Consider the following 17,503-nt stretch of genomic DNA (forward strand, 5'->3'; position numbering starts at 1 on the left):
GTTGTCCGATGTGCTGATTGGCAGGCAGTCTTCGGAATTTGTTGGTATGACGAATTTCATCATTCGTCAACCTCATGACAGACAAAGACTTTAGCCGATTTTGACATGGTGCCGATTGCACGTTCTTGCTGCCGATCGCGCCCAAGCCGGACAGCGGGCGATTGCACCCGGCTCAGGCGAGTCCGAGCCTCTGCCGCGCCAGCGCCAGAAGCGCCTCGACATCGAGATGGGCGGCGAGATGGGCCGCCAGCCGGTCGAGCGTGGCCTCGACCTCGGCCTCGTAGGAGAATGCAGAGGCAACGCCACTGACCGCCGCAAGCCAGGCGCTGCGGACCGGATCGGCCGAGAAGACGCCATGGAGATAGGTGCCGACGACGCGGCCGTCCGGGCTCATGGCCCCCTCAGTGCGGGTACCGACGCGAAACGGCGCCCTCATGGTGTCGGCGCCCTGCGTATCGCCGAGATGGATTTCATAGGCGCGGCCCGCGGCCCCGCTCGCCGCATGGGCGATATCGACCTCGCGCACGGTTTTTTCGCGATCAAGCACCGTCTCGACATCGAGCAGGCCCAGTCCCTCAGCCTCGCCGGCCGGCCCTTCCAGGCCCAGCGGGTCGCGCACGACGCGGCCCAGCATCTGATAGCCGCCGCACAGGCCCATAACGCACCCGCCGCGCCGCCGATGCGCCTGGATATCGATGTCCCAGCCCTCGCTGCGCAAAACGGCGAGATCGCGCAGCGTCGTCTTGGAGCCGGGCAGGATGATCAGATCCGCGTCGCCAGGCAGTGCTTCTCCACGCCGGACCAGGACGAGATCGACGCCGGGCTCGGACTTCAGCGGATCGAGATCGTCGAAATTGGCGATGCCCGGCATCACCGGAACCGCGATCTTCAGCCCGGCGCCGGGCTTGCGCGCGCCCGAGCGCAGGTCGAGCCCGTCCTCCGCCGGCAGCCTGGCGGCTTCCGCGAACCAGGGCACGATGCCCAGGCAAGGCCAGCCGGTCGCAGCCTGGATCGTCTCGACGCCGGCGCCAAACAGGCTGGCATCGCCGCGGAAGCGGTTGATGGCGAAAGCCCGGAGCATGGCGCGATCGGCCTCCTCCAGCACCGCATGCGTGCCAATGAGGCTGGCGATGACGCCGCCGCGATCGATGTCGCCGATCAGGATCGCAGGCACATTGGCAGCCCGGGCGAAGCCGAGATTGGCGATGTCGCGCGCGCGCAGATTGGTCTCGGCCGGCGAACCCGCGCCTTCGACGATGACCAGGTCGGCCCTGGCGCATAATCGCTCGAAGCTCTCCAGCACCTGAGGCAGGAAGTCGCCGCGCCTGGCATAATCGCCAGACGCCAGATGGCCGGCGACACGCCCTTGCAGCACGATCTGGCTGCCGGTCTCGCTTTCGGGCTTGAGCAGCACCGGATTCATGTCGACATGCGGCGCGATGCGGGCGGCACGGGCCTGCAGGGCCTGGGCGCGGCCGATCTCGCCGCCCGGCGTCGCCGCCGCATTGTTGGACATGTTCTGCGGCTTGAATGGCGCGACCTTCAGCCCGCGATCGGTGAAGAGGCGGCACAGCCCCGCGACGATCAGGGATTTCCCGACATTGGAGCCGGTGCCCAGGATCATGATTGCGGGGGTGTGCGCCAAGCTCATGCGCTGTGATTAGAGCATGCCCGCGCAAAGGGGGAGCCGGTTTTCGGCATCATCCCCGCGCCGTCGCCGCAAACCTCGGGCGGTGGCCGGGACAGGCTGTAAAGACGCAGCGCAAGAGGGAGGGTCACCGGTTCACGCCAATATCCCGCAGCGTCAAAGGGGCGAAGCCGCCGCGGGCGCCCGTCGTGAACCGGCTTGGACAGATAAGCATTGATCGCTGACGAATGTCAACATTCATCATTCCATATTCCGCCGGGTCAATTCCGACACATCCTTGCTTGCCCGCCAGGATGCGCTGCGGCCCATGGCATGGTAGAGGCCCTGCCTGCTTTCGCCCAAAACACCCTCGCTCGAGCCGGCCCGATGACGATGAACCCGATCTTCTCCGCCCTGCAGACCAGCGTTTTCGAGGTGATGTCGCGGCTCGCGCGCGAGACCGGAGCCGTCAATCTCGGCCAGGGCTTTCCCGATGATCCCGGTCCCGAGGATGTCCGGCGCAAGGCGGCCGACGCCGTCGTCAATGGCTGGAACCAGTATCCGCCGATGATGGGCCTGCCCGAGCTGCGCCAATCCGCCGCAACCCATTTCAAGCGCTGGCAGGGGCTCGATCTCGACCCCGACGCCGAGGTGATGGTGACTTCGGGCGCAACCGAGGCGATTGCCGGCGCGCTGATGGCTCTGATCACGCCGGGCGACGAAGTCGTGCTGTTCGAGCCGATGTACGACGCCTATGTGCCGCTGGTGCGCCGTGCCGGCGGCATCCCGAAATTCGTGACGCTGACGCCGCCGGCCTTCGGGCTGAGCGAGGAGGTCCTCGCCAAGGCGTTCTCGCCGAAAACCCGCGTCGTGCTGTTCAACAACCCGCTGAACCCGACCGCGACGATCTTCAGCGAGGCCGATCTCGATCTGCTCGCCGCCTTCTGCATCCGGTTCGATGCGGTCGCGATCTGCGACGAGGTCTGGGAGCATGTCGTCTTCGACGGCCACAGGCACCGGCCGATGCTGTCGCGGCCAGGCATGCGCGAGCGCACCGTGAAGATCTCCTCGGCCGGCAAGATCTTCTCGCTGACCGGCTGGAAGGTCGGGATGGTGATGGCGGCGCCGAACCTGATGCCGGTGCTCGCCAAGGCGCATCAATACATCACCTTCACCACGCCGCCGAACCTGCAGGCCGCCGTCGCCTACGGACTGGGCAAGGACGATTCCTATTTCGAAGGCATGCGCGCCGATTTCCAGCGCTCGCGCGACCGTTTCGCCACCGGCCTGACAGGGCTTGGCTTCGACGTGTTGCCCAGCGTCGGCACCTATTTCCTGAATGTCGACATCGGCGCGCTGGGGGAGAGCGACGATGTCGCCTTCTGCCAGCGCCTGGTCACGGAAAACGGTGTCGCGGCGATTCCGGTCAGCGCCTTCTATGCGGAAGGAGCGGTCAAGACCGTGGTGCGCTTCTGCTTCGCCAAGCATGATTCGACGCTCGACGCTGCGCTGGAGCGGCTGGCCGATTGGCGGAAGGCGGCCTGAGCGTCGCTTGCGGGGACGAAAGTCCCGCTCTCAAGAGCATTGCGCGAAACGGGGACACCGGCTTTTCGCGTGAGAAATTCTCTAAACTCTTGGAATCGATCACCTCTTTCCGCCTTCGGACGGAATCGTCCGAAGGCGACGTGATCTAGGCCTTGTGCAGCGCCTCGACGAGAGCGCCGGCCTTTATCAGGTGCGCCTCGAGGCGCTTGGCATTGGCGGCAAAGCCGGCCGAGCGCATGGCCTCGATGGCGACGGCGATCTGCGTCAATGCCTGCCTTGCGAGAACGGGGTCCTTGCGTCGTTCCGCCAGCCGCATCATCGGCAGCGCCTGATTGGCTGAACTGGTCGCCCAGAGCAGCGGCACGCTCTCGCGCCGACGCTCCTCAAGCGCCGCGGCGAAGACCGCGATCGCCTCCTCGAATACGACGGGCTCGCGGTAGCGCTCGCCCATGGCGACGAGCACGCCGCCCATCTGGTCCTGCAGCTCGGCCCAGCGCAGAGGCTCCCGAGTGCGATCGACCGCCTTGGCGACCCGATTGAAACCGTTGAAGGCGCGCTCGAGCAGAGCGAGATCGCTCCGGCGCCCGCCGAGCGCGGCACGGGCACGCGAGATCATGTGCTCGGCCTCGAGCCAGTGCGCCTCGTCGCGGTTGCGATCCCAGACGGCAAGGACGGAGGCAAGCGCCGTGACCGCCTCCTCGAGCAGGGCATCGTCCTCGCGCGCTTCGCCGAGCGTGACGGCGAGCCGCCCGAAGCGGACCGTCAGCGCGTGCCAAAGCAGCGGCGCTTCGTCGCGATGGAGGTTCTCCACCCCCGTCCGGCAGCGTCCGAGTGCCTCGACGCGGAGATCCTCCGTGCCGGTAATCTCGGCGAGAGCTTCAAGCGTGGCGGCCAGCGCGTCCTGAGCGCCGGCGAAGGCAACCGCGTCCTCCAGGCTGTCTAGCCCTTCGAGCAAACGGCGCAGCAAGGTCACGGCGGCATCATAGCCGTCGCGCCCACCGAAATCCTCGCTGAGCCGCGCCAGCGCCTTCGCCTGAGCGAGCGCAACGGCGCGGCTGCGGTCGATATCGGCGAGGCCGATCAGCGCGGATGCCTCGCCATAGCGGCCCGCGGCCTCGCGATAGGCGTCCGGCGTCGTTCGCAGGAAGCTGATTCCCGCCCGATCGGCGCGATTCTCGCCAATCCAGAGCCGCTGCGCGACCGGCAGCGCCGAGAGGTCGCTCGAGCCTCCGATCGAATGGAGTTCAGCCTGAGCAAGCGCCTTGTCTGCATCGGCGAAGCGCCCGGCTGCAAGCGCAGACGCCGCCTCCGCGCGCTGGCGACGGGTTTCCTCGTCGCCGAGCGGCACGCCAAGCCGGCCGGTCAAAGCGAGGAAATCCACCGCCCTGCGCTCCAGCAGCGCCTCCTGGGGAGGCGCCGAGCCGGGACGACGCAGCCAATCCGCAACCATCGCCGGCAGCGCCACCGGCGGCAAGCCGTGGCGCCCGGCGACGCGCGCCAGAAGCGGTGCGAGTTCCTCGGACTGACTGATGGCGGCCTCCCGTTCCGGCTTGATGCGGGCGTCCTACTTTGCCGCGATGACCGCGATCTCGACCGTGAACTGCGGCGCGGCGAGCTTGGCCTCGACCGTGGCGCGGCCCGGAGTCGCGCCGGCAACGATCCACTTGTCCCAGACGCCGTTCATCTCGGCAAAGGTTGCCATGTCGGCGAGCCAGATATTGACCATCAGCAGCTTCGTCTTGTCGGTCCCGGCCTCGGCCAGCAGCGAATCGATGATGCCGAGGATCTCGGAGGTCTGTTCGGCAACGCTCTTGCCCGCCGCCTTGTCGGCAACCTGGCCGGCAAGATAGACGGTGTCGCCGTGAACGACGGCCTTGGACATGCGGGGGCCGACGCCGATGCGCTGAATGCTCATGCTCTTGTCTCCTGAAAAAGGGCGCTTGCTGGTAGCCCGAGCTGGAGGCTTTCGCAAACGCTAAGGCAAGACCTCAGGCCAGCGTCACCCAGCCGGCCCAGAGTGCGCCATAGCGCGCGGCCTTGCCGAGGAGCACGAGTCCGATAAAGCGCCCGAGCGGATAGTTCAACGTGCCCGCCACGAAGGTCAGCGGATCGCCCAGGACCGGCAGCCAGGCAAAGAGCAGGGACGGCCAGCCGAAGCGCTCGAACCCGCGCTGCGCATCGGCGAATTTTTCCGGATCAGGCCGCAGCCTTGCCGGCAGGCGCTCGACGCCGCCATGGGCGATCAAGCGGCCGAGCCACCAGTTGACGGCCGAGCCTGCCGTGTTGGCTGCGCTCGCGACCAGGAACAGGGCCAGCGGATCGACGGTCTTGGCCGCCAGCAGCCCGACGAAGACGACCTCCGACTGCGCCGGCAGCAGCGTCGCGGCGACGAAGGCCGCGCCCGCCATCAGACCGAGGGCGGAAAGATCGAGCAGCTCCAGCACCGCCAAAGGTTCCTATCGCGCCGAACGCGCTGGCAAGGCATCAGTCCAGCATCGCGGCAAGCGCATTGACGGTGTTGGCGTTACGCAGCGTGCCGATGCCGAGTTTTTTGGTTGTCAGATGCGAGAGCAGCTTCGTCTCGCTCGGTTTGCCGCCGAAGTCGATCCATAAATCGCCGTCCGCAAGGGCGAGCGCAATACCTGGCGTGGCGATCCTGCCGAGCATGGACAAGGCATCCGGGCTAAGCGGGCTTCGCATGACGCGGATGCCGATATCGGCGCTGTTCCCGTCCGGGAAGGGATTTTGGGCGGCAAGCCGCCGCCAGGCCTGCGCCGTGCGCAGGATGATATCGACATGCTTGCCGAAACGCGTGCGGAAAGCCGCCTCCAAGCGGCTCTCAATCGCTGGGAGGGGCGCATCCTCGCCCTCGAAGATCAGATTGCCGGTGGCGACCCAGCTGCGCACATCGCCAAAGTCCAGCGCCGCCACCATAGCCTTCAGATCCGCCATCGCCAGCCGCTTGCCGGGGCCGAGCACGACCGAGTGCAGTAGGGCGACATAGGTCGTCATGGCGGCTCTAGAGCCGCCGCAGGGCGACCTGCTGGATGCGGTGGCTCGCGCCCTTGGTCAGGATCAGGCTGGCGCGCTGGCGGGTCGGCAGGATGTTCTCCTGCAGATTCGGCAGGTTGATGCCGCTCCAGAGCTTCTCCGCGATCGAAAGCGCCTCGTCCTCGTCGATCTCGGCATATTTGCGGAAGAAGGAGCGCGGATCGCGGAAGGCGGTCTGGCGCAGGGTCATGAAGCGGTTGACGTACCAGCGATGCAGATCGTTCTCATCGGCGTCGAGATAGACCGAGAAGTCGAAATAATCGGAGACGAAGGGGATGACCTTGCCGTCCTTGGGCATGCGGCTCGGCTGCAGGACGTTCAGGCCTTCCAGGATCAGGATGTCGGGCCGCTCGACCGTGACCTCCTCGCCCGCCATCACGTCATAGACCAGATGCGAATAGACCGGGGCGGAGACCGAGGGCTTGCCGGCCTTGACGTCGGAGAGGAAGCGCAGGATCGCCGAACCGTCATAGCTTTCGGGAAAGCCCTTGCGCTGCATCAGGCCGCGCCGCTCCAATTCGGCATTGGGCAACAGGAAGCCGTCAGTGGTGACGAGCTCGACCTTGGGCGTGTTGGGCCAGCGCGAGAGCAGCGCCTTCAACACGCGCGCCGTGGTCGATTTGCCGACGGCGACCGAGCCGGCGACGCCGATGATATAGGGAACCTTGACCTCGGCCTCGGCCATCAGGAAGCGTTGCGTCGCCTTGAACAGGCCTTGCGTGGCGGCGACATAAAGCGAGAGCAGGCGCGAGAGCGGCAGGTAGATCGCTACGATCTCGTCGAGCGAGATCGGGTCGTTGATCGATTGCAGCTTGGTCAGGTCGTCGACCGACAGCGTCAGCGGCGTATCGGCGCGCAGATGCGCCCATTCATCGCGCGTGAAGCTGCGATAGGGCGAGCCCAGCTCGGGATCGGCCGGGGCGGGGATCAGACGCTGGTCCATGAGGCGACCCGCATTCCAGGCTTCGAGGTTCAACGCAGGACTAGCCTCGGCTTCTCAACGGGGCCGCGCGGCCTTCTCCGCCAGACCGGAGCGCACCGTGCGTGCCTCAAGCTGGCTCAACACGTCTCGCAATGCAACATCGCGCGACAAGAGCACGACTAACAGATGATAGAGCAGATCGGCGCTTTCGGCGATCAGCTCGTCGCGATCGCCCTTCACGGCGGCGATGACGGCCTCCACCGCCTCTTCTCCGAGCTTTTTTGCAGCGCGTTCAGGCCCCGCCGCGATGAGCTTCGCCGTCCAGGATTCCTCGGGCGAGGCTTTCGCCCGCTCGGCGATGATGCGTTCGAGATCCGCTAGGGTGAAGGCTGTCATACTGACCTCCTGTCATTCCGGCGCGCACTGAGGGTGCGAACCCGGAACCCACGACCGGGTGCAATCGCAAGATTTGGGCAAAGGGCGGCTCGCCCAATCGTGGGTTCCGGGTTCTTCGCGATGCGAAGCCCCGGAATGACAGCCAAGGTGAGCACTGCCATCAGCTCAATCCAGCCGCATCGCCAGACCCGCCGCCGCCATGTGCTCCTTGGCCTGCTGGATCGTGTAGGTGCCGAAATGGAAGATCGAGGCCGCAAGCACCGCGCTGGCATGGCCGTCGCGCACGCCGGCGACGAGATCGTCGAGATCGCCGACGCCGCCCGAGGCGATCACGGGAACCGAGACGGCATCGGCGATGCGCTCGGTCAGGCCGAGATCATAGCCCGATTTGGTGCCGTCGCGGTCCATCGAGGTGACGAGCAGTTCGCCGGCGCCGAGCGAGACGACCTCGCGGGCGAAGGCGACGGCGTCGAGCCCGGTGGGATTGCGCCCGCCATGGGTGAAGATCTCCCAGCGGCCGGGCGAAACCTGCTTGGCGTCGATGGCCACGACGACGCATTGGCCGCCGAACTTTTCCGCCGCCTCCCTGACGAAGCCGCGATTGGTCACGGCCGCCGTGTTGATCGAGACCTTGTCGGCTCCCGCCAGCAGCAGTGCCCGGATATCCTCGATCTTGCGTACGCCGCCGCCCACCGTCAGCGGCATGAAGCAGGCCTCGGCCGTGCGCGTCACGACATCGAACAGGATCCCGCGATCCTCGTGGCTGGCCGTGATGTCGAGAAAACAGAGCTCGTCGGCGCCCGCCGCGTCATAGGCCTTGGCGGCCTCGACCGGATCGCCGGCGTCGACGAGATCGAGAAACTTCACGCCCTTGACGACGCGGCCGTCCTTGACGTCGAGGCAGGGGATGATGCGGGTTTTCAGGGTCATCAGTGCTGCTGGGCCAAGATGAGGTCAGATAAGGACGAGATCGGATAAAGGCGAGATCGGACAAGCGAGGGCATATAGCGCCGCGGCCGCCCGGCACGCAAACGCAGCCGCGCAGGGGGCCCGGATTGATCGGCGGCACGTTCCCTGCTCTCCTGCTCGCCATAAGCAAGAACAGAGGGATTTCCATGACGATCACCACGACATTCAAGGGCCTGAAGCTGGCGACCCGGGGCCTTACGATCGGGCTTGGCCTGGCTGTCGGGCTCGGCCTCGGCGCGGCCGCGCTTGCCCAGGCGCCGGCGAGCCAGCTTGACGCCATCCAGAGCCGCGGCGCGCTGCAGGTCTGCACGACGGGCGACTACAAGCCGTTCACCCTGGCCAAGGACGGCAGCTATGAGGGCATCGACATCGAGCTGGCGAAATCGCTCGCCAAGGCGCTCGGCGTCGAGGCCAAGTTCGTCCAGACGAAATGGTCCGATCTCCTGACCGATATGGGGTCGGGAAAATGCGACGTCGCCATGGGCGGCATTTCGGTGACGCTCGACCGACAGAAGAAGGTCTTCTTCTCCGCGCCTTACCTCGTCAACGGCAAGGCGCCGATCGTGCGCTGCGCCGACAAGGCGAAGTTCCAGACAATCGCCGACATCGACAAGCCGGAGACCCGTGTCGTGGTCAATCCCGGCGGCACCAATGAGCGTTTCGTGCGGGCGAACTTCAAGAAGGCCGACATCCGCGTCTTCCCCGACAACGTCACCATCTTCGACGAGATCCTGGCCGGCCGGGCCGATCTGATGATCTCGGAATCGATCGAGACCAAGGTCCAGGAGAAGGCCAAGCCGGGCTTGTGCGCCGTCAATCCCGATGAGCCGCTGCAATATGGCGAGATGGGCTACATGCTCCCGCGCGGCGACGCGACCTTCAAGGCCTTCGTCGACCAATGGCTGCATCTGGCCAAGGCGACCGGCGAATTCGCCGGGATCTACAACCAGTTCGTGAAGTGAGCGGCCGAACCGGCGGCAGTCGGCGGCTCAGGCCGCCGACACGCTTGCGGCCTTCGCCACCCGTGCCAGCGCCGCAGCCGGGTCGATCCGCCCGTCATAGAGCGCCCGGCCTGTAATCGCGCCCTCCAGGATTGCCGCATCGGGCGCACAGAGCCGCTCGATGTCGGCCATCGAGGCAAGCCCGCCCGAGGCGATGACGGGGATCGTCAAGGCGTTCGCCAGCGCGATGGTGCCGTCCCAATTGATGCCCTGGAGCATGCCGTCGCGGGCGATGTCGGTGTAGACGATCGCCGCGACGCCGGCATCCTCGAAGCGGCGGCCGAGATCATCCGCAGCCAGCGCCGAGGTCTCGGCCCAGCCCTCGACCGCGACATAGCCGTCGCGCGCATCGATGCCGACCGCGACCTGGCCGGGAAAGGCCTTCGCCGCCTCCTTGACGAAGCCGGGATCGCGCACCGCGGCCGTGCCGATGATGACGCGGCGCACGCCCTTCTTCAGCCAGCCCTCGACCGTCGCCATGTCGCGGATGCCCCCGCCGAGCTGCACCGGGAAGGCGACGCGCGCGAGGATCGCCTCGACGGCGGCCGCATTCATCGGCTTGCCGGCGAAGGCGCCGTCGAGATCCACGACATGCAGCCACTGGAAGCCCTGGGCCTCGAAGGCGGCTCCTTGAGCGGCGGGATCGTCATTGAAGACGGTGGCCTGGCCCATGTCGCCCTGTTTGAGGCGGACGCACTGGCCATCCTTGAGATCGATGGCGGGAAACAGGATCACGGCGTCCACCCGAGGAAGTTGGCGATCAGCTTCAAGCCGAGCTTCTGGCTCTTCTCGGGATGGAACTGCGTGCCGGCAACATTGCCGCGCGCCACCATCGCGGTGACGGGGCCGCCATGCTCGGTCAGCGCCAGCACATCCTGAGGCCGCTCGGGCGTCAGCGCATAGGAGTGCACGAAATAGGCGTGCAGCCCTTCCGGCCCGGTCTCGATGCCGTCGAGCAGCGCATGCTCATCCTGCTTGTGCAGGGTGTTCCAGCCCATATGCGGGATCTTGAGGCTGTCATCATTGGGCACGATCAGTGCGACATCGCCTGGAATCCAGCCAAGGCCCTGCGTCACGGTGTATTCGAGCCCGCGCGAGGCCAGAAGCTGCATGCCGACGCAGATGCCCAGGAAAGGCCGCTGCTTCTGGCGGACGACCTCCTCGAGGGTCTCGACCATGCCCGGCACGGCATCGAGCCCGCGCCGGCAATCGGCGAAGGCGCCGACACCAGGCAGCACGATGCGATCGGCCTGGCGCACCTCGGCGGTGTCGCTGGTGACACGGATGGTCGAGGCGATGCCTGACTCGGTCGCCGCACGCTCGAACGCCTTGGCGGCCGAGTGCAGATTGCCCGAGCCGTAGTCGATGATGGTGACGAGCTGGCTCATCGGCCCCGTGCCTCCGGAAACAGGCCGATGATCGGCACCGAGGCCGCGGGCTGCGGGCGTGCGGGTGCAACAGGGGCCGCGCGCGGCGGCGTGACCTCGCCGGCCAAGGCACGCTCGAAATAGCGTCGCTCGGCCTCGGGCAGTCCCCGCGCCTCGACGACATCGGCCAGCCGCCAGCCCTGGCGTGCGAGCTTGCGGGCGATCAGGTTCTGGCCCTCGAAGCCAAGGAACAGCGCCAGCGCCCCATGCGCCAGGATCAGCGCGCCGGTGCTGAGGCCGAACCTGTTCTGCCCATAGAACAGCGCGCCCCAGATAAGCGCGAAAACGGCAGTCGCCAGCCAGAGCCGGTTGATCAGCAGCCAGAACCCGCTCAGCACAAAGGCCGACCAGGTAAAGGTCTCCGGCAGCAGGCGCGCCTGCTCGATCTCTTCGCGCGGGCCGCCGGAACCGGGCGGCGGGATCATCACGGTATAGAACGCCATCATCGTCTCCTCAGAGAGCGCCCTTGGTCGAGGGCACACGGCCACCCTCGCGCGGATCGACCTCGAGCGCCTGCCGCAAGGCGCGCGCCAGGCCCTTGAAGCAGCTCTCGGCGATATGATGGGCGTTGTCGCCATAAAGCGTCTCGACATGCAGCGTGATGCCGGCATTCATCGCGAAAGCCTGGAAGAACTCGCGCACCAGTTCGGTGTCGAAGCTGCCGATCTTCTCCGCCTTGAACTGCGTGCGGAAGACGAGGAAGGGCCGGCCGGAGACGTCGATCGCGACGCGGGTCAGCGTCTCGTCCATCGGCAGATGCACGTCGGCATAGCGGCGGATGCCCTTCTTGTCGCCAAGCGCTGCTTTGAGCGCCTCGCCCAATGCGATGCCGGCATCCTCGACCGAGTGATGGTCGTCGATATGGGTGTCGCCCTTCACGCTGACGCTGGTGTCGATCAGCGAATGCCGGGCGAACAGGTCGAGCATATGGTCGAAGAAGCCGACGCCGGTCGAAACTTCAGCCTTGCCGGTGCCATCGAGCACGAGCTTGACCGCGATGTCGGTCTCGTTGGTGCGGCGCTTCACTTCGCCAGAACGCATCTGGAAATCCTCAATAGCGGCAAGAGCGGCTCATTGGCGGTGCTTTAGCAGCGCATTGACCGAGTTGCCACCCGGCCGATTGTCTGGCGGCCAAAAACCCCTACATCTGGCGCTGACCCTGGAATAGCGGAACACGCCTCGATGGATAACGCCAGCAATGCACCCGTGATGCACGCGACCACGATTCTGATGGTCCGCAAGGGCGGCAAGGTCGTGATCGGCGGCGACGGCCAGGTCTCGCTCGGCCAGACCATCATGAAGGGCAATGCGAAAAAAGTGCGCCGCCTCGCCAAGGGCGCGGTGATCGCGGGCTTCGCGGGAGCCACGGCCGACGCCTTCACGCTGTTCGAGCGCTTGGAGACGAAGCTCGAGCAATACCCGACCCAATTGCTGCGCGCCTGCGTCGAGCTCGCCAAGGACTGGCGCACCGACCGCTATCTGCGCCGGCTGGAGGCGATGCTGCTCGTCGCCGACAAGGAGGTCTCGCTCCTGATCTCGGGCACCGGCGACGTGCTGGAGCCGGAAGCGAGCGAGCATGGCTCGGTGATGGCGATCGGCTCCGGCGGCAATTACGCGCTCTCGGCCGCGCGCGCGCTGATCGATATGGAATCGGATGCCGAGACGATCGTGCGCAAGGCGATGAAGATCGCCGGCGACATCTGCGTCTACACCAACCACAGCCTCGTCATCGAGACGCTGGACGCCGTCTGACGGCCTGATTTACGGACAGCATAATGACTTCCTTCTCTCCCCGCGAGATCGTCTCCGAACTCGACCGTTTCATCGTCGGCCAGAACGACGCCAAGCGCGCTGTCGCGATCGCGCTGCGCAATCGCTGGCGCCGGCAGCAGCTCGAAGGGCCGCTGCGCGAGGAGGTTTCGCCGAAGAACATCCTGATGATCGGGCCGACCGGCTGCGGCAAGACCGAGATCGCGCGCCGCCTCGCCAAACTCGCCGGCGCGCCCTTCCTCAAGGTCGAGGCGACCAAGTTCACCGAGGTCGGCTATGTCGGCCGCGATGTCGAATCGATCGTGCGCGATCTCGTCGAGGTCGCGATCGGGCTGGTGCGCGAGAGCCGGCGCAAGGACGTGCAGGCAAAAGCGCATATCGCCGCCGAGGAGCGCGTGCTCGACGCGCTGGTCGGCTCGACCGCGAGCCCCGCCACGCGCGACAGCTTCCGCCGCAAGCTGCGCGCCAACGAGCTCGACGAGAAGGAGATCGAGGTCGAGATCGCCTCGGGCGGCGGCTCTGCCGCGCCGATGTTCGAGCTTCCCGGCATGCCGGGCGCGTCGATCGGCGCGATCAATCTCGGCGACATGTTCGGAAAGGCCTTCGGCCAGAAGGGCAAGCCGAGGCGCGTGCTGGTCAAGGACGCCTATGGCCCGCTCCTGACCGAGGAGAGCGACAAGCTGATCGACCAGGAGGCGATCGTGCAGGCCGCGATCCGCGAGGTCGAGAACAACGGCATCGTCTTCCTCGACGAGATCGACAAGATCTGCTCCCGTGAGGGCAAAAGCGGGGCCGACGTATCGCGCGAGGGCGTGCAGCGCGACCTCCTGCCGCTGATCGAGGGCACAACGGTCGCGACCAAGCATGGCGCGGTGAAGAGCGACCATATCCTGTTCATCGCGTCGGGCGCCTTCCACGTCTCGCGGCCCTCCGACCTCTTGCCGGAACTGCAGGGCCGCCTGCCGATCCGCGTCGAACTGCACCCGCTCGACGTCGAGGATTTCAAGCGCATCCTGACCGAGACGGAAGCAAGCCTGATCAAGCAGACGGTGGCGCTGATGGCGACCGAGGAGGTCACCATCCACTTCACCCCCGATGCGATCGACGCGATCGCGCGCATTGCGGTGGATGTGAATTCGACGGTCGAGAACATCGGCGCGCGGCGCCTGCAAACCGTGATCGAGCGCATTCTCGACGAGATTTCCTTCACCGCGCCCGACCGCTCCGGCGACACGGTCACGATCGACGGGGCTTATGTCGAGGCGCGCATCGGCGATCTCGCGAAGAACGCCGATCTGAGCCGGTTCATCCTCTGATGCAGAAGCCGGCGGAGGGCGCGCCGGAACCCTCCCGCCTTGCTCGGGATTCCGCCATTGTCGGCGCGGCGACGATTCTGTCGCGCCTGCTCGGCTTCGCCCGCGACGTGCTGATCGCAAGGTTATTGGGCGCAGGCCCGGTGGCTGACGCCTTTCTCGCCGCGCTGCGCCTGCCCAATCTGGTGCGGCGCGTGCTCGGCGAGGGCGGGCTGAACGCGCCATTCGTGCCGCTCTATCTCGCCGTGAAGGCGGCGCGCGGAGAAGAGGCGGCCAGGCGGTTCACCGGCGAGGCGGCCGGACATCTCGGCCTGCTGCTGCTCGGCTTGGTCGCGCTCGGCGAGATCTTTGCGCCCTGGGTCGTGCTGGGCCTGGCCGGCGGCTTCGCGGAGGAGCCGCAGACGCTCGCGCTCGCCGCGCACTACACCAGGCTGATGCTGCCCTTCCTGCTGCTGACGACGCTGGCCGCCATGCTGGCGGCCGTGCTCAACGCGGAGAAACGCTTCACGCTGGCCGCGCTCGCGCCCGCGCTGATGAACGCGCTTCTGGTCGGTTTCCTGCTCGTCTCGCTGGCGCGCGGGCTGGAGGCCGAGCTTGCAGCGCAATCACAAGCCGTCCTGGTCAGCCTGACCGGGCTCGCCCATCTCGGCCTGGTCCTGTTCGCCCTGCGCAAGATGTTTGCCCTGCACAAGACCGGGCTTGCGCGCCCGAGCCTGCGCTGGTCGCCCGAGATGGCACGGCTGGTCCGGACGGGCGGCGCCACCCTGCTGGCGGCCTCGGCCGCGCAGCTCGTGCTGCTGGTGGCGACGCAGATCGCCTCCGCCGAGCCCGGCTCGGTCGCCGCGCTGTATTATGCCGACCGTGTCTTCCAGCTGCCGCTCGGCTTCGTCGGCGTGGCGATGGGCACCGTCGTCTTGTCCGAAATGGCCGATTCGGCGCAGGCGAGCGGGCCGGACGCCCGGCTCGGACAGGCGCTGGCGCTGGGCCTCGCGCTGGCGCTGCCGGCGGCGCTCGCCCTTTTCGTGCTGGCGGAGCCAATCGTCTCCGTGCTGTTCGAGCACGGCCGTTTCGGCGCGGAGGATCGCGCCCGCACCGCCGCCGCGCTCGCCGGCTTTGCGCTCGGCCTGCCCTTCGCCGTCATCGCGAAAGTCTTCGGACAGGTCTATTTCGCCCGTCAGACGCCGCGCCTGCCCTTGCTGGCGGGTTGTATCGCCGTCCTGGTCGCGGCGATGGCCGGCTATGCCTTGGCCGGCGACGGCAATGCCGCCCGGATGGCGGCCTGCGCGGCGAGCCTGGCTTTCCTGGCGCAGGCGGTGCTGCTTGGCGTGGCGCTGCTGCGGGACGGGATCTGGCGCCCCAGCATTGCCAATCTGCGTCCCATCGCCGCCAGCCTTGCGGCCTCAGCCATCATGCTGGGCGTTCTGCTGATTCTCGCCTTCCTGCTCGCCGCCAGGCTGGCGCCGACGCAATCGACGCCCTGGCGGGTCGCGGGGCTGGCGGCTCTGTGCGCTGGGGGAGCCTTTTCCTATGGCGCTGCCGGCCTGCTCCTGGGCGCCTTTGGCACCTTCTCCGTGCCGCGCTACTTGCGCAAGCGGCGGGCATGAGCCAGAAGCCCCCCTCCTTTTCCTCGTTCGTGATCACGGAGCGCCCGATGGCGACCTTTCACCAGCGCGTCTTCTCAGGCATGCAGCCGACTTCGACGCTGCATCTCGGCAATTATCTGGGCGCGCTGACCAACTGGGTCGCGATGCAGCAGACGCATGAATGCATCTATTGCGTCGTCGACATGCACGCGATCACCATGTGGCAGGATCCCGCCGACCTGAAGCGGGCGATCCGCGAGGTCACTGCGGCTTATGTCGCGGCCGGCATCGACACCAAGAAGAGCATCATCTTCAACCAGAGCCAGGTCTCCGGCCATGCCGAGCTTGCCTGGATCTGCAACTGCATCGCGCGGCTGGGCTGGATGAACCGCATGACCCAGTTCAAGGAGAAGGCCGGCAAGGATCGCGAGAACGCCTCGCTGGGTCTTTACGCCTATCCGAGCCTGATGGCGGCCGACATCCTGCTCTACAAGGCCACGCATGTGCCGGTCGGCGAGGATCAGAAGCAGCATCTGGAGCTGACCCGCGACATTGCGCAGAAGTTCAACAACGACTTCGCCGACCAGATCGCGGAGCGGAACCTCGGCACCGGCAATCTCGGCTTCTTCCCGCTGCCCGAGCCGATGACGCAGGGCCCGGCGCCGCGCGTCATGAGCCTGCGCGACGGCACCAAGAAGATGTCGAAATCCGATCCGTCCGATTATTCGCGGATCAACCTGACCGACGATGCCGAGACCATCGCCCAGAAGGTGCGCAAGGCGAAGACCGATGCGGAGGCGCTGCCTTCCGAGGAAAAGGGGCTGGAGGGCCGGCCCGAGGCCGAGAACCTCGTCGGCATCTATGCCGGCCTGGAAGGCGTCACCAAGGCGCAGGTGCTGAGCCAGTTCGGCGGCGGACAGTTCTCCGGCTTCAAGGCGGCGCTGGTCGATCTCGCCGTCGCCAAGCTCGCGCCCATCGCCGGCGAAATGCGCCGTCTGCTCGCCGAACCCGCCCATATCGACGCGATTCTCGGCAATGGAGCGGAGCGCGCGCAAGCTATCGCCGCGCCGATCCTGGCCGACGTCAAGGACATAATCGGCTTCGTCCGGCGCTGAGTTTCCCGCTGCGACCTCGGCGGGCTTGCGCTGACGCTGCGGCGCGGTTCACCATGCCGGCTCCTGGCGCGCGATCGGTTCGGGACGACACATCCCGAAGCGTGAATCGTCCGCCTCTGTTTTGAGTGAGAGCCGGTCACACGCCTCGGATCGAAAACGATCCAAGACGCCCCAACTCTCGAAGCGGCGACAGGTCACCCCAATGGTCAAGCGACGACGGTCCTATGAAGCGGGCCATCGCCCGAAATTCCTCGCAGTGGTCGACGACAGCGCGGAATGCGCCAAGGCGGTGCGCTTCGCGGCGCGGCGCTGCGCCCGCGTCGGCGCCTCGATCGTGCTGCTGGGCGTGGTCACGCCGCCCGAGCACGAGACCTGGCTGGGCGTCGGCGAGGTGATGCAGGCCGAAGCCGAAGCCCAGGCCGAGGCGCTGATCGACGCGGCGGCGAACGCCGTGCGGACGCTCGCCGGGCTCGAGCCCGAAAAGGTCGTACGCACCGGCGTGAAGGCCGACGAGCTGGTCAAGCTGATCGAGGCCGATGAGGACATCTCGCTGCTCGTGCTCGCCGCCAGCGCCGGGCGCGACGGGCCGGGGCCGCTCGTCAGTGCGCTCGCCGGAAAATCGGCTGGGACCTTCCCGATCCCCGTCGCGATCGTGCCCGGGCATCTGGAGGACGAGGAGATCGACGCGCTGGCGTGACGAAGAGCGCGCTTCCTGCTGGAATGATTCCAACGCCGGGCCTATATCGGGAGCAGGAACGGCGGCCTTGACCCGCCGGCGCCGGAG

At 66.8% G+C, this 17,503-nt stretch carries 19 protein-coding genes; 7 read left to right on the plus strand and 12 right to left on the minus strand.

What is annotated here, in order from left to right; all coding sequences use genetic code 11:
* Positions 1–172 precede the first annotated feature (172 nt).
* Positions 173–1,651: a cobyric acid synthase gene (locus CYD53_RS16825; RefSeq protein ID WP_103719232.1), complete on the minus strand. Its 1,479-nt coding sequence runs from the start codon at positions 1,649–1,651 to the stop codon at positions 173–175.
* A 369-nt stretch (positions 1,652–2,020) separates the two neighbouring features.
* On the opposite strand from CYD53_RS16825, the gene CYD53_RS16830 reads away from it, so the two are divergent.
* Positions 2,021–3,172 (plus strand): aminotransferase, encoded by a 1,152-nt coding sequence (locus tag CYD53_RS16830; RefSeq protein ID WP_103719287.1) that lies wholly within the window; start codon positions 2,021–2,023, stop codon positions 3,170–3,172.
* 145 nt (positions 3,173–3,317) lie between these two features.
* On the opposite strand, the gene CYD53_RS16835 is transcribed toward CYD53_RS16830, so the two are convergent.
* The 7 genes from CYD53_RS16835 to hisF form a co-directional block, all read right to left on the minus strand.
* The gene (locus CYD53_RS16835; protein ID WP_146055941.1) at positions 3,318–4,622 is read right to left on the minus strand and encodes a hypothetical protein; all 1,305 of its coding nucleotides are present in this window, start codon (positions 4,620–4,622) and stop codon (positions 3,318–3,320) included.
* A 114-nt stretch (positions 4,623–4,736) separates the two neighbouring features.
* Positions 4,737–5,087, minus strand: coding sequence for a RidA family protein (locus CYD53_RS16840; protein ID WP_092172631.1), 351 nt, complete (start codon positions 5,085–5,087; stop codon positions 4,737–4,739).
* 73 nt (positions 5,088–5,160) lie between these two features.
* Entirely contained in the window at positions 5,161–5,616 is a 456-nt protein-coding gene (locus CYD53_RS16845) for a YqaA family protein (RefSeq protein ID WP_245928279.1), read from the minus strand.
* A gap of 40 nt (positions 5,617–5,656) precedes the next feature.
* The gene (locus tag CYD53_RS16850; RefSeq protein ID WP_103719234.1) at positions 5,657–6,184 is read right to left on the minus strand and encodes a DUF1697 domain-containing protein; all 528 of its coding nucleotides are present in this window, start codon (positions 6,182–6,184) and stop codon (positions 5,657–5,659) included.
* Between the two features lie 7 nt (positions 6,185–6,191).
* Positions 6,192–7,166 (minus strand): type I pantothenate kinase, encoded by a 975-nt coding sequence (gene coaA / locus CYD53_RS16855; protein WP_103719289.1) that lies wholly within the window; start codon positions 7,164–7,166, stop codon positions 6,192–6,194.
* A gap of 54 nt (positions 7,167–7,220) precedes the next feature.
* A complete protein-coding gene (locus tag CYD53_RS16860) occupies positions 7,221–7,541 on the minus strand; it encodes a phosphoribosyl-ATP diphosphatase (RefSeq protein WP_103719235.1) in 321 nt (106 codons plus the stop codon).
* Between the two features lie 165 nt (positions 7,542–7,706).
* Positions 7,707–8,471, minus strand: a complete 765-nt coding sequence (gene hisF / locus CYD53_RS16865) for an imidazole glycerol phosphate synthase subunit HisF (RefSeq protein ID WP_103719236.1) — start codon at positions 8,469–8,471, stop codon at positions 7,707–7,709.
* Between the two features lie 185 nt (positions 8,472–8,656).
* On the opposite strand from hisF, the gene CYD53_RS16870 reads away from it, so the two are divergent.
* Positions 8,657–9,472, plus strand: coding sequence for a transporter substrate-binding domain-containing protein (locus tag CYD53_RS16870; RefSeq protein WP_103719237.1), 816 nt, complete (start codon positions 8,657–8,659; stop codon positions 9,470–9,472).
* 27 nt (positions 9,473–9,499) lie between these two features.
* Here CYD53_RS16870 and hisA read toward each other — a convergent pair whose 3' ends face one another.
* Genes hisA through hisB form a run of 4 tightly spaced genes read right to left on the minus strand, consistent with a single transcriptional unit; the run spans position 9,500 to position 11,979 of the window.
* The gene (gene hisA, locus CYD53_RS16875) at positions 9,500–10,255 is read right to left on the minus strand and encodes a 1-(5-phosphoribosyl)-5-[(5-phosphoribosylamino)methylideneamino]imidazole-4-carboxamide isomerase (RefSeq protein WP_103719238.1); all 756 of its coding nucleotides are present in this window, start codon (positions 10,253–10,255) and stop codon (positions 9,500–9,502) included.
* Positions 10,243–10,899 (minus strand): imidazole glycerol phosphate synthase subunit HisH, encoded by a 657-nt coding sequence (hisH, locus tag CYD53_RS16880; protein WP_103719239.1) that lies wholly within the window; start codon positions 10,897–10,899, stop codon positions 10,243–10,245. Before hisH ends, hisA begins: the two co-directional genes overlap by 13 nt.
* Complete coding sequence (locus CYD53_RS16885; RefSeq protein ID WP_181011912.1) at positions 10,896–11,381, minus strand: DUF2628 domain-containing protein; 486 nt, start codon at positions 11,379–11,381, stop codon at positions 10,896–10,898. The genes hisH and CYD53_RS16885 overlap by 4 nt, the downstream gene beginning before the upstream one ends.
* Before the next feature lie 10 nt (positions 11,382–11,391).
* Positions 11,392–11,979: an imidazoleglycerol-phosphate dehydratase HisB gene (hisB, locus tag CYD53_RS16890; protein ID WP_103719241.1), complete on the minus strand. Its 588-nt coding sequence runs from the start codon at positions 11,977–11,979 to the stop codon at positions 11,392–11,394.
* A gap of 141 nt (positions 11,980–12,120) precedes the next feature.
* Between hisB and hslV the strand changes: the two genes are divergently transcribed.
* The 5 genes from hslV to CYD53_RS16915 all read left to right on the plus strand — a co-directional run bounded on the left by hslV (position 12,121) and on the right by CYD53_RS16915 (position 17,416).
* On the plus strand, positions 12,121–12,690 hold the full coding sequence (gene hslV, locus CYD53_RS16895; RefSeq protein WP_103719242.1) for an ATP-dependent protease subunit HslV: 570 nt from the start codon (positions 12,121–12,123) through the stop codon (positions 12,688–12,690).
* Positions 12,691–12,713: 23 nt separating this feature from the next.
* Positions 12,714–14,024: an ATP-dependent protease ATPase subunit HslU gene (gene hslU / locus CYD53_RS16900; RefSeq protein WP_103719243.1), complete on the plus strand. Its 1,311-nt coding sequence runs from the start codon at positions 12,714–12,716 to the stop codon at positions 14,022–14,024.
* Positions 14,024–15,625, plus strand: coding sequence for a murein biosynthesis integral membrane protein MurJ (gene murJ / locus CYD53_RS16905; protein ID WP_103719244.1), 1,602 nt, complete (start codon positions 14,024–14,026; stop codon positions 15,623–15,625). The genes hslU and murJ overlap by 1 nt, the downstream gene beginning before the upstream one ends.
* A 47-nt stretch (positions 15,626–15,672) precedes the next feature.
* Positions 15,673–16,719, plus strand: a complete 1,047-nt coding sequence (trpS, locus tag CYD53_RS16910; protein ID WP_103719290.1) for a tryptophan--tRNA ligase — start codon at positions 15,673–15,675, stop codon at positions 16,717–16,719.
* 202 nt (positions 16,720–16,921) lie between these two features.
* Positions 16,922–17,416, plus strand: a complete 495-nt coding sequence (locus tag CYD53_RS16915) for a universal stress protein (protein ID WP_103719245.1) — start codon at positions 16,922–16,924, stop codon at positions 17,414–17,416.
* Positions 17,417–17,503 lie beyond the last annotated feature (87 nt).

It is taken from the genome of Allobosea psychrotolerans (assembly GCF_002917105.1).
Classification (GTDB): Bacteria; Pseudomonadota; Alphaproteobacteria; order Rhizobiales; family Beijerinckiaceae; genus Allobosea; species Allobosea psychrotolerans.